This window comes from Amycolatopsis circi (assembly GCF_003385235.1).
Taxonomy (GTDB): Bacteria; Actinomycetota; Actinomycetes; order Mycobacteriales; family Pseudonocardiaceae; genus Amycolatopsis; species Amycolatopsis circi.
Genome location: NZ_PQIA01000187.1, coordinates 1 through 14,274 on the forward strand (window position 1 = coordinate 1; position 14,274 = coordinate 14,274).

Here is a 14,274-nt window from a genome sequence, read left to right on the forward strand (position 1 = left end):
CCTTCACGGAACAGGATTCCCTCAAGGAGCCCTTCACGGACCACCCACCCACCGCAGCCGCAGCCGCAGCCGCAGCCGCAGCCGACGCACCCAACTATCGAGGCACCCGGCCCTCCCCCAACCCCGATACGAAGCCTCCCTGCGGGCGGCGGGTGCTTGTCAAGGCATCTTTCCCGCCTTGACAAGCACCCGCCGCCCGTCAGCACAATCAAGCTTCGGGGTGCCCCACGCAACCAACGTCCCTAGGACCGATCAACCGGTCAACCGATAGTCCGAGGCCGAGAAGCCAACCCCCCAAACACCGCCTGCACCACCGCCAACCCGATCAACACCCCAAGCGCAGGCGTCCAAGACGAAGCAGCGTCGTGAATCGCCCCAATAACGACCGGACCAAGCGCAGCAAGCGTGTAACCCGCGGACTGCGCCATCCCCGACAACGCCCCCGCGGCGGAATAATCCTTGGTACGCAAGCCAAACAAGGACAACGCCAACGCCAACGTATTCCCGCCCGCGAACCCGGCGAGGACAGCCCAAAGCACCGCAATCCCCGGCGCCACCAGCAGCCCGGTCAACGCAATCGTCAGCAACAGCGACGCAACGACCGCGATCACACGCTGATCCGGCAGCCGATGGATCAACGCGGAGCAGACCAGGCTCCCGGCCAGCCCGGAAAGGTTGAACAGCAACTGGTGGAACCCGGCAGTCACCGAACTGATGCCCGCGGCATGCTCGATCGAGGACAGCCAGGTCACCAGCACGTAGAACGCCAGCGACTGCAAGCCCATGAAGATCGTGACCTGCCAAGCCAGCGCGCTCGTCCACGGCCGCGCCGCGCCGGTCGTCTGCGCGAGCGCCGGGGCGGCGGATCGGCGCAGCTGCGGCAGGAAAACCCCGAGCGCCACGAGCGCGAGCCCGGCCCAGACGCCCAGCGACAACCGCCATCCGCCCGCCTGCTGCCCGGCCAGCGGCACCGCGACCCCCGCCGCGATCGCGGCGACGCCGGACTGCACCGCGGTGTACGTGCCGGTGATCGGCCCGATGCGGGTGGGGAAATCGCGTTTGACGAGCGCCGGAAGCAGAACGTTCAGGATCGCGATGGCGACCCCGAGCAGCGCGGTCCCGATCCACAGCAACGGCTGCGGCGGCGTGGAGCGCAACAGGATCCCGATCGCGAGCAGCAGCACCGCCGCACCGAGCGCCCGCTCGAGCCCGAGCTTCGCGGCGACCTTGGGCGCGATCGGCGAACACACCGCGAACGCGATGAGCGGCACGCTGACCAGCACGGACGCGGCTACCGACGACAGCCCCTGGTCGGTTTGGACGAGGCTGAGGATGGGGCCGAGGGTGGTGATCGCGGCGCGCAGGTTGGTGGCGATCAGCAGGACGCCGACGAGGATGAGCGCGGGACGCAACGGTGTCCCGCGTTCGGGGGGCGCGGGCGCAGGGCGGGCGGTCATGCGGCAGCCTCCGCGCTGGGGAATTCCGGCGGGTGGGGAACAGGTTGCGGGAGCGGGCTAACGGTCAAGTCCGGCGCGGAACACGGTCGGGTCCTGTGCCCGACGACAAGGCCCAGCAGATGGAAAGCGGTTCGTCGACCAGTCGGCTCGGTGCCCAACGGGCTCTCCCCTTCAGCCTGCTCCAGAGCTGCCGAGCCGCGGATGGCAAGACCGGGCCGCCGCTCGGGACCGACACTGAGCACTACGGCATCTCCCGTCCGTCCGCCACCGCCGCTGCCGCGCCGTGCGGTCACGAACCCGCACCGCGCCGGGGAATCCCCAGCGCATCGGTGGCGACCAGCAGAACCAGGTCCTCGATCATCGGATCCTCTCCCCCGGCGCCGCAACCGCAGAAGGCGGACCCTCAAGCGGCAGCCACGTCCGAGCTGGCCGGAATACCCAACCACCCTCCCGCCCCGGAAATCACCAGGCGGCAGGCAGGCGAAATCGTCGATTCCGATCTTGCCCGCTCCCGGCCGACGTCGGCAAGATCCTTACCGGTACACCGATTCGTAAGCCGCACTCAATTCCCGATGCAAGCCGGTCGAGTCGGGCAGTTCTTTCCCGTCCAGAGTGTGCACCCGGGTCAGCTTGCGCACCGACGAAGCGACGAAAACACCGTCCCCGGAAAACAGATCGTCCGCGGTCAGCGTTTCGATCTTCGCGGTGAAACCGGCCCTCTCCGCACCCCGGTACACCGCGGCCTGCGTCGTCCCGGGCAGGATGCCGATGATCGGCGGCGGCGTGTACAGCGTCCGGCCGCGCACCATCACCACCGACACCGTCGGTCCTTCCAGCACCGAACCGTCGGTCGCTGTGAAGATGACGTCCGACGCGCCACGCCGGTTCGCCTCGCGCAGGGCGGCCATGTTCACCGCATACGAAAGCGTTTTCGCACCCAGCAGGAGCCACGGCGCGCGTTCGGCGAGGCCTGGCTCGATGCCGCGTTCCAGGGTGATCGCGGCGATCCCTTCGGTGCGCTCGCGCAGCATCTTCGGGCTGATCTCGAGTCCGAGCGCGAAAGCCGTCGGCGGGGAGTCGGGCTCGGCGTCCAATCCCCTGGTGTAGATGAGTTTCATCGCGATTTCGCTGTCGTCGGGCCAGTGGTCGACCACCGCGCGGATGGCCCGTTCCCACTGCGTGTCGTCCGGTTCGGGCAGCTCCAGCATCCGCGCCGACCGGGCCAGCCGGTCCAGGTGCAGGTCCAGTTCTCGCGGTTCGCCGTCCTCGATCAGGACCGTCTCGAAGACCCCGTCCCCGCGCAGCAGGCCGAGGTCGGCGACCTTGATCCGCGGGTCGTCCGGGTCGGCTACGGAACCGTCCAGGCAGCCAAGAACACGCATGTCTCGATCCTTATTTTTGGCACCGACTCCGTCGGTGCGGCGGGCTCGCGTCGGCGTCTGACGGAGCTGCGTACCCGGCCGGGGGCCGTGCACGCAGCTCCGTCAGACGCCGACGCGAGCCCGCGTTTTGGTTGCGTTGGTCAGGCACCGACCCGGTCGGCGAGAACGGTGGCGAACCGCAGCGCGCTCCCTTCGCCGAACGGCAGGTTGAGCGACGGTTCGCAGATGTCGAGTTCCAGCACCCGCGGCTGTCCCCGGTCGTCGCGGACCAGGTCGACGCGCCCGTACAGCAGCGGCCGGTCCAGGCCCAGGTGGCTCGCGGCGGCGTCGAGAGCAGCGGAGGCCACCGCGCGTTCGTCCTTGTCGGCGACGCGCGGTTTGCGGAAATCGAGCGTCGGGACGTGCACCGTTCCGTCCGGCATCAGCATCGCGGCCTTGCGGATCGCGTGGCTGTACTGCCGGTCGAAATAGATCAGGTTCGTTTCGCCGTCCCGGTCGACCGACGCCAAATACGGCTGGACCAGCGCGTGCCCGCCTTCGCCGAACAGCTTCGACAGGTGCGCGGCGGCCTCGGACGCCGCCGGCCGGATGAATCTGCGGACGTTGCGCGAATACGCGCCGATCCCCGGTTTGACGACGATTTCCGTCGCGTCGCGATGCCGCTCCAGCACTTCCCGCACCACGACGTCCGGGTCGTCTCCAGGGGCGGCGAACCGGCTCGGGACGACCGGGACGCCGAGCGCGGCCAGGTCCGCCAGGTAGGACTTGTCCAGCGCCCACCGGGCGACCGCGAGCGGGTTGAGCAGGAGCGTCGTGTCCTCGACTCGTTGGCACCACGCCAGGAACTCCGGCAGCTGGTCGACATAGTTCCAGGGCGAGCGCAGTACGACCGCGTCGAACCGCGACCAGTCGACCTCGGCGTCTTCCCACTGGCAGACCTCGGTGTCCAGCCCGATCTTCGCGCAGGCCTCGCGCAGCAGCGGCATGTCGTAGTCGATGGGCAGGCTGACCCGGTCGGTCACGAGAGCGACGGTGCGAGTCACCACGGCAGGACCTTCCCGGCGTGCACGTAGCTGCCGCTCGGGCCGTCCTCGTCGAGCAGCGCGAGGTCGACGCTCGTCACCGCGCCGTCCGGCGGTTCGAGGTCGCCGGCTCCGTCGTTCATCCCGGTCCTGGTGTAGCCGGGATGTGCCGAGTTGACCTTGATCGGCGTGTCCCGCAGCTCGTACGCCAAGTGCACGGTCCACGAGTTCACCGCGCTTTTCGTAGCGCTGTAGGCCGGAAGCGCCTTGAAGGTCTCGCTGTGGGTGTAGGACTCGGGGTCGCTGTGCAGGGTGAGCGAACCGAGCAGGCTCGACACGTTGACGATCCGCCCGGCGGACGACCGGCGAATCAGCGGCAGCAGCGCCAGCGTCGTCTCGACCAGGCCGAACAGGTTGGTGTCGAAGGTTTCCCGCCATTCGGGCAGCGTCTGCTCGGACGGATTCTTGCCGTACTTCTCGATCCGCACGGCCGCGTTGTTGACCAGGATGTCGAGCCGTCCGTGCCGGGTTTCCAGCTCCGCCGCGGCGGCCGCGATGCTCTTCGGGTCGGTCACGTCGAGCTGAAGCCCTTCGACGGCAAGGCCCGCGTCGCGCAATCCCGTCGCGGCCGTCTCGACCGCGGCCTCGTTGCGCCCGCTGAGCACCACGCGGACGCCGCGTTCGGCGAGCTGGCGCACGATCTCGAACCCGATGCCGCGGTTGGCTCCGGTGACCAGGGCAATGGTGTCGTCCAAATCAGACTCGCTCTCTTGTCGGTCCGGCGGTCACAGGGCGGACAGGAATTTCGCTACCGGCGGACCGAAACTGTCGAGGTCCGCCAGGAACGCGTCGTGGCCGAGATCGGATTCCAGCGCCAGGAACTCGACGTCCGCGCCTCCTGCCCGCAGTCCGTCGGCGATCTGCCGCTGCTGGTGCAGCGGGAACAGGACGTCCGTCTGCGTGCCGATCACGAGCGCCCGGTCGAGCCGCAGCCGAGCCAGCGCCTCGGCGGTGCTGCCGCCGGACAGCTCGCCGAGGTCGAACCAGTCCATGCTGCGGCTGAGGTAGAGGTAGCTGTTGGGATCGAACCGGCGCACGAACCGGCGCGCGTGATGGTCCAAATAGGACTCGATGGCGAACTCGGGGCCGAACGCGGCGTCCCCCGCCCCGGATCTCGCGCGGCCGAACCGGCGTTCCCATTCCCGCGCCGACCGGTACGTGGTCAGGCCGATCTTGCGCGCGGTCAGCATGCCGCGTTCCGGGTAACGCTCCGGAATGTACTGTCCGTCGTTCCACAATGGATCGAAGCGGATCGCTTCCCGTTGCAGGGAACGGATCGCGATCGAGTACGGCAGCGAGTGCGCGGCCGCGGAGATGCTGATGTGACTACGCGCCAGATCCGGATGCCGCGCCAGCAAAGCCAGCGCGCTCATTCCACCCATTGAGGCGCCGACGACGCATGCCAGCCGCTCGAATCCCAGGTGCCGCACCGTGTTCGCCGCGGCGTCTGCGATGTCCTCAATGGACAGATCGGGAAAGCCGAGCCGGTACGGCTTCCCGGTCGCCGGGTCGTTGGAGGCAGGCCCGGTCGACCCCTGACAGCCACCAAGCGAGTTCACGCAGATCACGTGCCACTGGTCGGTGTCGATCGGCTTGCCCGGCCCCAGCATCGGCTCCCACCAGCCGGGCCTCGGGTCCTCCGGGCTGGAAGCGGCGTGCGCGTCCGGCGAAAGCCCGGTGAGCAGCAGAACGACGTTGTCCGCCGCCGCCGTGGGCTGTCCGAAGGTCTCGTAGGCGACGCGCGCGCCGTGCAGTACGCCGCCGCGTTTCATGGCGAATCTCTCCGGCAACCGGGCGAACCGCGTGGCCGGAGGAATGAACTCGTGCATCATGCTTCCCCAGGTGGTCGCGTCACTCGCCCAGCGAGGCCAGCCATTCGTCGTCCGAACCGTCGCTGATCCCCTCGAACCAGAAGCTGGACAGATACCGTTCGCCGGTGTCGGGCAGCATCGCGAGCAGTACCGCGCCCTCGGGCGAATTCTCCGCCTCGCGCAACGCTGCGGCGAGGGTCGCGCCCGCGGACATTCCGGCGAAGATCCCTTCCTCGGCAGCGAGGCGGCGCGCGGTGTCCCGAGCCAGCTCGTCGTCAACCGTCACCAGGTCGTCGATCACAGTGCGGTCCATCACGTCCGGGACGAAGTTCGGAGCCAGACCCTGCAGTTGGTGCAGATTCCACGACTGCCCGGCCAGCACAGCCGCCTTTTCCGGTTCCAGCACGACGGTCCGCACCTCGGGTCGAGCCAGCTTGAGCATCTGCCCGACGCCGGTGATCGTGCCGCTGGTGCCGAATCCGGTGACGAAGGTGTCCAGCCGCTTCCCGGCGAAGTCGGAGAGGATTTCCGCGGCCGTGGTCTCCCGGTGATACGCGGGGTTCGCCGGATTCTCGAACTGCCGGGCGCGGAACCAGCCGTGCTTCTCGGCCAGCTCGTCGGCGATCCGGTTGCCGCCGAGGCTGCCGAGGTGGCCGGGGAACAGCAGCACCTTGCCGCCGTACGCGCGGATCAGCTTGCGCCGCTCCACCGAGTAAGTGTCGCCGAGGACCGCGACGAACCGGTACCCGCGCGCGGCCGCCACCATGGCCAGCGCGATGCCGACGTTGCCGGACGTGCACTCGACGATCGTGTCGCCGGGCTTGAGCGCTCCCCTCGCCTCGGCGTCGAGGACGATGGCCAGCGCCAGCCGGTCCTTCACCGAGCCGCCCGGGTTGAACGACTCGACCTTGACATACACCGAGACGTGCGCGGGCGCCATCCGGTTCAGCCGCACGATCGGCGTGCGGCCGATCGTGTCAAGAATGCTGGAGTACAGCGGCATGACGGAACTCTCCTTCGTACACAGTCGTGGCCGGACCGGCCAGGACGATCGGCTCCTCCCCGGCGGGCCAGCCGATCCGGAGTTCTCCGCCGGGCACCTCGACCGTCACGTTCCGGTCGAGCCGCCCGGCCCGGATCAGGACCGCGGCCGCGGCACAGGCCCCGCTGCCGCAGGCGAGCGTCTCGCCCGCGCCGAACTCGTGGACCCGCAACCGGATCCGGTCTCGCGCCACGACCTCGGCGAATCCGACGTTGACCGTCGGCGGCAACCCGGGCAGCGCTCGCACCGCCGGGCCGAGCCGGGCCACCGGGGCGCTGGCGACGTCGTCGACTTCGAGCACGACGTGCGGGTTGCCGGTGGAGGCCGCGGCGAAGCGGACGGGAGTCCCGTCCGCCAGCGCGGCCTCGTACCGGCCGTCCCGGCTCGCGAAGCGGGACAGCGGGATCTGCTCGGGAGCGAACCGCGGAACGGTCAGCCCGATGCTGAACACGTTGTCGCCCAGCACTTCCACCGGATGCGTGCCGCTCGGGCTGTCGATCTCGAACGACGGCGGACGCGCCAGTCCATTTTGGATGATCCAGGAGGCGACACAGCGGGCGCCGTTGCCGCACTGCAGCGAGCTTTCGCCGGCTCCGGTCCAGATCTCGAACGCCGCGACCGCGGAACCGCTGCGCGGCGGCCGGATCCCGAGGATCAGGTCGCAGCCGACGCCGGTGTGCCGGTCGGCGAGCGCCCGGCACAGTTCCGGCGAAGGCGCGGGAGCGGCCCGCAGGTCAAGTACGACGAAATCGTTGCCGCACCCGTGCATTTTGGTGAACGGAAGCGAAGGACTCACCCGCGCCGCCTCCCGATGACCGTCGTGCGCCGGTTCATCGCGCCGCCGCGGTCGCGAACACCGGGGCGACCATGTCCATAATGGACTCGGTCGCGCGCGCGTCGGTGCTTTCGTCGCCGGTCGCGGCGAACTCGGCCAGTTCGACGCCGAGGATGTCGGCGGCCGGAATCGCCTCCAGGATCTCGCGGATCCGGTTGGGCAGCAGGCCGTCCGGCACGGAGTAGTCGGCGGGCACCGTGCCCGGTTCGAGCACGTCCCAGTCGATGTGCACCCATACCCGCGCGCCGCCGACCGCCGCCGCGACCCGCTGTCCGGTGCCGTCCGCCGGCGCGAGAATCCGGACGCCCGCCTTGTCCAGCAGCTCGCGTTCGGACGGATCGATGTCGCGCGCGCCGACGAGGACGACCCGGCTGGGGTCGACGCCGGCACCGTGGCCGCTTTCCCACAGGCCGCACGCACCCGAAAGCGCCATTCCGCCGAGGTAACCGGATTCCGTGGTGTCCGGGGTGTTGAAGTCGCCGTGCGCGTCGATCCACAGCACCACGCAGTCCGGGTAGGCCCGGACCGCAGCTGGCAGTGTCGCCAGGCTGGCCGAGCAAGTGTTGACCACGAGCACCGTGCGCCGTCCGGCCGCGATGCTCGCCGAAACTGCTTGCGCCAGCAGGGTAAGCGTCTCCTCCGCCGCCGGGAGGCTGACCGTCCAGTCGTCGTCCTCCGGACCGGCGGGAGTGCCGACGAAGCGCGTCTCGATGCCGTAGCGCTCTTCCAGCGCACCCGCCGTGCGGGCCGCGCCCTCGATCATTCCCGAGCCGCGGTCGCCGATGCGACCTTGGGAAACGATCACTTCCATCATCGCCTGTCTCCGATCAGGTAGGGGCCGCGGCCCCTTCTGGCTGCGTGGTTTCGGTTGCCCGGAAGGAAAACGGGCAGGCATCGGTCCGGTCGACGTCGTCCTCGGGCAGGCCGTACTGCCACCATTCGAGCCCGGCGACGCCGTAGGAGCCGAGCTGGCGGGCGCGCGGGGCGCCGTCGTAGCGGTCGATCCTCGCCCGGATGTTGCCGCGGACCTTGCGGCCGCTCGGGGTGTCGCCCGCGACGACGTCGAACCGCTCGCGCGGGTTGACCACGAGCACGAAACACTCGCCGAGGTTGCGGCTGCGCCTGACCTCGTGTGCGGGGTTGCTCATGTTGACGAACAACGGCATTCCGTTGAAACACATCGACCACGAGCTTTCGCCGGGGTCGGTGCCGACGCTCTCCGGCCATGGCGCCGGGTCGACGTGGTGCAGTTTCTGGATCGCTGCCCAGCCGAACGCCTGGTATTCGGCGACCGACCGGGCGGAGACGGCCGCGGGCGAGAACACGATCAGCAACGGGTAGGCGGTGTCGAGATGTCCGTTCCAGTTACGGGAAAGCTCGACGTAATCAGCGAGCGCGGCACCGAGTCTCGCGATGCCGTCCGGTCCGGCGTCCTCGGCGAAGGCGAACAGCAGCAGCCTCTTCCGGAACGCGTTTCTCGAGAAGACACAAGGGAAACCGCGATCGGTGAGCCTGGACTCGACGTCGCGGAACGCCGCGGCGCGCCAGTCGTTTCCGAATGTTTCGGCCTCCGGCTGGGTGATCAGGGCGGTGCTGCGGGATTCGATCAGTCGGTGCATTCCGGCCCTCCGGGAATCTTCTTCCTCGGGATACGTGGTCCTTTCCGCCGTCCGGCCGGGCCGCAGTCGCGCGGGCGCCGGCCGGGCGGAAATTTCTCCGGCAGGCCCGCAGAACGGATTCCGGCTGGTCGACGGCCGCTCCGGTGCGGCGTCGATCGTCCGGGCATGCGAAGCGCCGCCGGCCCGGTGCGGACGGTGGCGCGGGTGGTCGCGGTGGTGCTCGGGTGCGCAGTGCTGGGGTTCTCGGGAGTGCAGCGTGCTCGATGCCGTGCGATTACGAGGTGTTCGCGCAGCCGGCCGGTGGTGCCGCCCGCGGCGCGTCCGGGGCTCACCCGCACCCGTCCGTGCCCAGCGCGGCCGGGTACGAGCCGCGAATCGGAGCCGCTGGCGGTTGTTCCCCCACTGGACCAGCGCTGCCCTGAAGACTCTATGGACCCCGGCAAACCGGCGCAGCGACCATCCGGGTGAACAACATTCTACGCGAAATCAAGGAATGGCGGAGAATGTGTCGAGACAAGACCCGGAACCGAGCAATCAGCCTGCTGCATCCGGCGCAATCGCCACCAGGAGGAGTGCGGGATCACCCGTAGCGACTGGTCCGGACCACTGAAAACGCCTGCGGGTACGGACAAATCCCCTACGTCCACAGTAGACACTTGGTACTCGCGAGTTCCGCGCAGCGCACGCGGAGAAAAGGTGCGCGCAGGACCCGCAGATGCAGTCCCGAATCCGGCATCCCGGCTGCAAGGCGACGGAACTCCGCATATTCCCGACGAACCAGCCGCGTCGGCATCGGCTGCGTGCGGCGGGGCACCTTCGGAGCCGTTCGGCATTTCTTGGCGAACTGCTCATCGGTGCTTCACACATCGGACGCGCGTGAGCCGCTAGGCGTTGAGGACGCCGGGGTAGACCGGAAGCTGCCAGTCGCCGCCGCGGTCTTCTTTCGCGAATCGCGCTGCCAGTTCGGGAATCTTCAGGAACGTGGCTGCCGCCGCCCCGGCGCGGATGACGCCGATTCCCGCCTTGCCTTGCGGAAAAAACCGAAGCGCAGCACCTTCGGATTGACCTCGCCCTGCACGCGATCGACGAACGGCCGCAGCGTCGCGCGGTAAGTCGCGAATGCGGCCGGGAGGTCAGCCGGGTTCCGGTTGATCTCCCCAGCCAGGACGTAGGCGCCGACCAGAGCGGCGGACGTGCCCCTGCCGCTGTAGGGAGAGCCGCAATACCCGGCGTCTCCGACGAGCGCGACCCGGCCCCGCGACCAGGTGTCGGTCCGGACCTGGACGGCTTCCTGGGAGTAGAAGAACTCGGTGTCCCACATGCCGTCCAGGAACCGTCCGGTCTGCCAGCCCGCGTCGCGGAACCGGTCCGCCCAGAACTGTTTCTGCTGTTCCACCGGTTGCCGGTGCACCGCGGTCGCTTCCTCGGAGTTCTCCCGCAGCGCGAAGTAGACCTGGGTCTGAGCGGGGTTGTGGCTGCGGCGGATGATCAAGCGGCCGCCGGGCGCGTTGTAGCTCTCGCGGACGCTGTCGTCGGTCGCGTCGCGCGGGACGAACCAGTACGCCAGGTGGATGCCCACCGGCCAGTACGGGGAGGGGGGCCGGCCGGGAGGATGCCCCGGCGGATGCGCGAACCCTGCCCGTCGGCGCCGATCAAGAGGTCGAATTCCTCCGCCGAGCCGTCGGAGAAGTGCGCGCGGACGCGGTCGCTGTCCTGCCCGAAGCTCTCGACCCCCACGCCGAACACGAAGCGCGCGTCGTCGTTGACCGCCTCGTGCAAGACGCGCACCAGGTCCCCGCGCATGATCTCGTACTCCGAGGTCATGGTCTGCTGGCCCTTGCCGGAAGTGTTGGCCAGCACGGTGCCCCACCGGCGGCCCCGTCCGTCCACGAACGCCACTCCCGGCTCGTCGACCCGGATGCCGCGCACCGCGTCGAGCAGCCCCATCCGGTCGACCGCCTCGATGCCCTGCCCCGCAGGTCGATCTGCGCGCCCGCGGCCCGCAGCACCGGGCGGCGTTCGACGACGGTGACCCGGTGGCCGCCTCTCGCCAGCCAGCAGGCCACCGCCTGACCAGCGACGCCGCCTCCGCACACCAGGACTCTCAAAGCCTTCGCACTGCCATGTTCCGGTCTCCCTTTCAGTGATAGGTAGCACGGTCACCATCATGCTGAAACGCTTGCGGTTCGGGGATTCCGTGGCCTGGGTCGAGGTCGCCGAGGCCGTCGCCGAAAGCGGAGCCGAGGTCGATCGCTGGGACCTCGCCGCGGTCGGGGCGAGCCTGATCGAATGCGACGAGCCCGGCGAAGCGAAGCTGATCTCCAACCCGGATCCGGTGTCCTGGGCCCGGCGTCCTTTGTAGACGAAGCCCGGCTTCTACGACGGGGTCCCCACCGCCTGCGCGATCCATGCATCCGGTGAAACCGGCGGCAGCAACGCGTGCGGCACCGGACGTTCGTTGTGCACCACAAAGGACGCCGTCACGATCACGTCCCAGCGGTCGGCCTTGTCGAACGGCACCAACTCGGCCAGCTCGTCCCAGGCGATCCGATCGCCGCCCGCGACGACTTCCCGCAATCGGCCAACGGCGGACTCCCCCGCCACCAAAGCCAGCCGATCCAGCGTCGCGTCGATATCCAGGTCGTGCGCCGGGCAATCCGCTTCAAGGGCAGCGATCTCGGCTCGCGCCTGCGCCGTGCGGTCCTCGGCGAGGTGTGCCCGCAGGTCTTGGAGAAACCGAAGCCGCTCCGGACGGTCGAGGAAAATCGCCAGCTCGCGCACGATGTCCGAGGGTTCGTCGCCGACGTGCACGAAGTTCAGGATCCGGTTGGGCGGGTTCAGCTTGGTGCGCAGATGATGCGGCTGACGCTGGACCGGATCGCCGACGCCCTTCAGCTCGCAGAGCCGGACCGTCGCGGGCAATCCCGCGACCGGGCGGACGTCGCGCGCCAGAAACAGCAGCACATCGTTGGTGAGATACCAGAAAGTGCACAGCTGCAGCCGGTCGACGGTGTAGATGTGCCAGTCGTAGCGCCATACCTCGCGCATCGAATGCCGGGTGTAGCCGAACCGTGTGGTGGCGACCGGGACGAAACCGTTGTCCGCCAAGTACTCCACGACGGGACCGAGCCTGCGTCCGACCACTGCGTCCGGTTTGACGACCAGCATCGCGAGCCCGCCGAGCACGTCGGCCACGTCGCTGCCGAACACCGAGAGCACGTCCGCCCAACCCTCGCGGAAGTACAGGTCGTAGCCGAAGACCTCCCGTTTCTCCGGCACGACCGACAACTGCCGCCATTCCTCGGCCGTCGGCATGCCGTCGACCCGGTCCTCCCTGCCCGGCGTCCAGATCATCCGTTCATCCTGCCACGACGGCACCCGTCCCTTTCGCGACCGCCGAGCGGGTTACGGCTGTCGTCGCGGCCGCCCCAGGTATCGTCGATGCCCCGAACGACAGGAGGGTTGACGCGTGGCCAGGCAGCGGGTTCCGGTAGTGCTTGTCGCAGGTTTTCTCGGTGCGGGCAAGACCACGATGCTCAACCACCTGCTCGCCAACCGCCAAGGCGTCCGGATCGGCGTGGTGGTCAACGACTTCGGCCGCGTGAACATCGACGCGCTCGCTGTCGCCGGGCAGGTCGACACCATGGTGTCGCTCGGCAATGGCTGCCTGTGCTGTGCGGTCGACGCCAGCGGGCTCGACGCCATGCTCGGCAAGCTCTCGCGGCCGGAGGCTGGCATCGATGTGATCGTCGTGGAGGCCAGCGGGATCGCGGAGCCTCGTGATCTGCTGCGGTTGATGATCGCCAGCGAGAACCCGGACATCCGGTACCGCGGGCTGGTCGAGGTGGTCGACGCCGTGGAGTTCGAGGCCACCCGGGCTCGGCATCCGGAGCTTGCTGAGCATCTGCGGGTGGCTGACCTGGTGGTTCTCAACAAGGTCGATCGGGCTGATGCTGATGCGCTGGCCAAGGTCCGGGGTGTGGTCGAGGAGTACGCGCCCGGGGTGCCGGTGCTGTTGACGGAGCGTGGACGGGTTGATCCGTCGTTGTTTTTCGATCCTCGGCCTCGGGAGAGTTACGGGCAGTTGTCCTTTGACGATCTGCGCGAGCATGATCATTCCGAGCATTTGCATGCGCGGTACGAGAGCGTCACGTTCACGTCTGATCGACCGCTTTCGCCTCGGCGGTTCATGGCGTTTCTGGAGAGTCGGCCCGCTGGGTTGTATCGGGTGAAGGGGCAGGTCGATCTGGGGTCGACGGAGTCTCGGTCTCGGTTCGGGCTGCATACCGTGGGGGCGTTTGTGCAGGTTGAGCGGTCGGGTTGGCCTGCTGGGGTGCGTCGGACTGAGCTGGTGTTGATCGGGGCCGGGATTGATTCGGCTGAGATTGAACGGCGGCTCGCTGCTTGTGTCGCCGAGGACGAAGGGCCTGATGAGCGGGGACTTCTGCGGTTTCTTCGGTATTTGGACGAGCCTGATCCCGCGCCTTCCGAAGGGTGATCGCGCCACGCCGAAGATGTCTAAACGCGGCGATTAGCGGTCTGGGAGTCGCAGGATGGCCGGGTAGCTCGAAGCAGCCTCTTTGGAGGACGAGTTCCCATGGCGAAGACGATTGCGGCTCGGTGGTATTTGGTCGGTGCGCTGCCTGAGGATGATCCTGTCGCGCATCTGATGACTCGTGCGGATGATCTTCGGTATCGGCGTTCTGTCTGCGGGGAGCGGGATTCCCGGACTTGGACGCCCGTGGATTTGACTGAGCCGGGGACTGGGCATGTCACGCCTTGTCCTGGGTGTGTGGCTTCTCTTTCCGGTGCGGCGGTGGGGGCTTGGTGCGGAGGAGCAGTTGGCGTTTGATTTGCCGTTGGGGTGAGGTTTCGGCTCGTCGCCTGGCGGCGACATTGCGTGCGTTGGTTGCGTGGGGCACCCCGAAGCTGATTGTGCTGACGGTCTGAGGGTGCCTCGATCGTTGGGTGCGCTGGCTGCGGTTCGGGTGGGGGCTAGCGCTCCGATGTGGCGTTGGGTGCGCGGGACGCGCCCAACGCCACATC

The 14,274-nt window shown here is 68.5% G+C and carries 14 protein-coding genes and 1 pseudogene; 2 read left to right on the top strand and 13 right to left on the bottom strand.

Annotation, left to right across the window (positions count from 1 at the left end; translation table 11 throughout):
• Nucleotides 1-260 precede the first annotated feature (260 nt).
• From D0D37_RS42655 to D0D37_RS48955, 12 genes and pseudogenes are all read right to left on the bottom strand, one after another.
• Nucleotides 261-1,457, bottom strand: a complete 1,197-nt coding sequence (locus D0D37_RS42655; RefSeq protein WP_116206258.1) for a CynX/NimT family MFS transporter — start codon at nt 1,455-1,457, stop codon at nt 261-263.
• A 533-nt stretch (nt 1,458-1,990) separates the two neighbouring features.
• Nucleotides 1,991-2,839, bottom strand: a complete 849-nt coding sequence (locus D0D37_RS42660; RefSeq protein WP_116206259.1) for an aminodeoxychorismate lyase — start codon at nt 2,837-2,839, stop codon at nt 1,991-1,993.
• Between the two features lie 140 nt (nt 2,840-2,979).
• The gene (locus D0D37_RS42665; RefSeq protein ID WP_244223875.1) at nt 2,980-3,885 is read right to left on the bottom strand and encodes an ATP-grasp domain-containing protein; all 906 of its coding nucleotides are present in this window, start codon (nt 3,883-3,885) and stop codon (nt 2,980-2,982) included.
• Nucleotides 3,879-4,616 carry an SDR family oxidoreductase gene (locus D0D37_RS42670; protein WP_116206260.1) on the bottom strand — a complete coding sequence of 246 codons (738 nt, stop codon included), beginning with the start codon at nt 4,614-4,616 and terminating at the stop codon, nt 3,879-3,881. The genes D0D37_RS42665 and D0D37_RS42670 overlap by 7 nt, the downstream gene beginning before the upstream one ends.
• Before the next feature lie 30 nt (nt 4,617-4,646).
• Nucleotides 4,647-5,750, bottom strand: a complete 1,104-nt coding sequence (gene metX / locus D0D37_RS42675; RefSeq protein WP_116206269.1) for a homoserine O-acetyltransferase MetX — start codon at nt 5,748-5,750, stop codon at nt 4,647-4,649.
• A gap of 22 nt (nt 5,751-5,772) precedes the next feature.
• Entirely contained in the window at nt 5,773-6,735 is a 963-nt protein-coding gene (gene cysK, locus D0D37_RS42680) for a cysteine synthase A (protein WP_116206261.1), read from the bottom strand.
• Entirely contained in the window at nt 6,710-7,570 is an 861-nt protein-coding gene (dapF, locus tag D0D37_RS42685; RefSeq protein ID WP_116206262.1) for a diaminopimelate epimerase, read from the bottom strand. The genes cysK and dapF overlap by 26 nt, the downstream gene beginning before the upstream one ends.
• Nucleotides 7,571-7,604: 34 nt before the next feature.
• A complete protein-coding gene (locus D0D37_RS42690; RefSeq protein WP_208720533.1) occupies nt 7,605-8,423 on the bottom strand; it encodes an arginase family protein in 819 nt (272 codons plus the stop codon).
• A gap of 13 nt (nt 8,424-8,436) precedes the next feature.
• A complete protein-coding gene (locus D0D37_RS42695; RefSeq protein ID WP_116206263.1) occupies nt 8,437-9,228 on the bottom strand; it encodes a YqcI/YcgG family protein in 792 nt (263 codons plus the stop codon).
• Nucleotides 9,229-10,201: 973 nt separating this feature from the next.
• Entirely contained in the window at nt 10,202-10,807 is a 606-nt protein-coding gene (locus D0D37_RS47665) for a Rossmann-fold NAD(P)-binding domain-containing protein (RefSeq protein WP_208720534.1), read from the bottom strand.
• Nucleotides 10,717-11,175 (bottom strand): Rossmann-fold NAD(P)-binding domain-containing protein, encoded by a 459-nt coding sequence (locus D0D37_RS47670; RefSeq protein WP_244223876.1) that lies wholly within the window; start codon nt 11,173-11,175, stop codon nt 10,717-10,719. Before D0D37_RS47670 ends, D0D37_RS47665 begins: the two co-directional genes overlap by 91 nt.
• Before the next feature lie 47 nt (nt 11,176-11,222).
• Nucleotides 11,223-11,324 (bottom strand): annotated as a pseudogene (locus D0D37_RS48955) (NAD(P)-binding protein); the annotation flags it as partial.
• 71 nt (nt 11,325-11,395) lie between these two features.
• Here D0D37_RS48955 and D0D37_RS42705 point away from each other — a divergent pair.
• Nucleotides 11,396-11,590, top strand: coding sequence for a hypothetical protein (locus D0D37_RS42705; protein WP_116206264.1), 195 nt, complete (start codon nt 11,396-11,398; stop codon nt 11,588-11,590).
• 14 nt (nt 11,591-11,604) lie between these two features.
• Here D0D37_RS42705 and D0D37_RS42710 read toward each other — a convergent pair whose 3' ends face one another.
• Nucleotides 11,605-12,582, bottom strand: coding sequence for a nucleoside-diphosphate kinase (locus D0D37_RS42710; protein WP_116206265.1), 978 nt, complete (start codon nt 12,580-12,582; stop codon nt 11,605-11,607).
• Nucleotides 12,583-12,697: 115 nt separating this feature from the next.
• On the opposite strand from D0D37_RS42710, the gene D0D37_RS42715 reads away from it, so the two are divergent.
• Nucleotides 12,698-13,726, top strand: a complete 1,029-nt coding sequence (locus D0D37_RS42715) for a CobW family GTP-binding protein (RefSeq protein WP_116206266.1) — start codon at nt 12,698-12,700, stop codon at nt 13,724-13,726.
• The last annotated feature ends 548 nt before the right edge of the window (nt 13,727-14,274 follow it).

Bases quoted from the DNA above. Each gene is read 5' to 3' on its own strand.
- cysK (WP_116206261.1), bottom strand. From the start codon at position 6,735: ATGCCGCTGTACTCCAGCATTCTTGACACGATCGGCCGCACGCCGATC.
- D0D37_RS42695 (WP_116206263.1), bottom strand. From the start codon at position 9,228: ATGCACCGACTGATCGAATCCCGCAGCACCGCCCTGATCACCCAGCCG.
- D0D37_RS47670 (WP_244223876.1), bottom strand. From the start codon at position 11,175: ATGGGGCTGCTCGACGCGGTGCGCGGCATCCGGGTCGACGAGCCGGGA.
- D0D37_RS42710 (WP_116206265.1), bottom strand. From the start codon at position 12,582: ATGATCTGGACGCCGGGCAGGGAGGACCGGGTCGACGGCATGCCGACG.
- D0D37_RS42705 (WP_116206264.1), top strand. From the start codon at position 11,396: ATGCTGAAACGCTTGCGGTTCGGGGATTCCGTGGCCTGGGTCGAGGTC.
- metX (WP_116206269.1), bottom strand. From the start codon at position 5,750: ATGCACGAGTTCATTCCTCCGGCCACGCGGTTCGCCCGGTTGCCGGAG.
- D0D37_RS42660 (WP_116206259.1), bottom strand. From the start codon at position 2,839: ATGCGTGTTCTTGGCTGCCTGGACGGTTCCGTAGCCGACCCGGACGAC.
- D0D37_RS42655 (WP_116206258.1), bottom strand. From the start codon at position 1,457: ATGACCGCCCGCCCTGCGCCCGCGCCCCCCGAACGCGGGACACCGTTG.
- D0D37_RS42690 (WP_208720533.1), bottom strand. From the start codon at position 8,423: ATGATGGAAGTGATCGTTTCCCAAGGTCGCATCGGCGACCGCGGCTCG.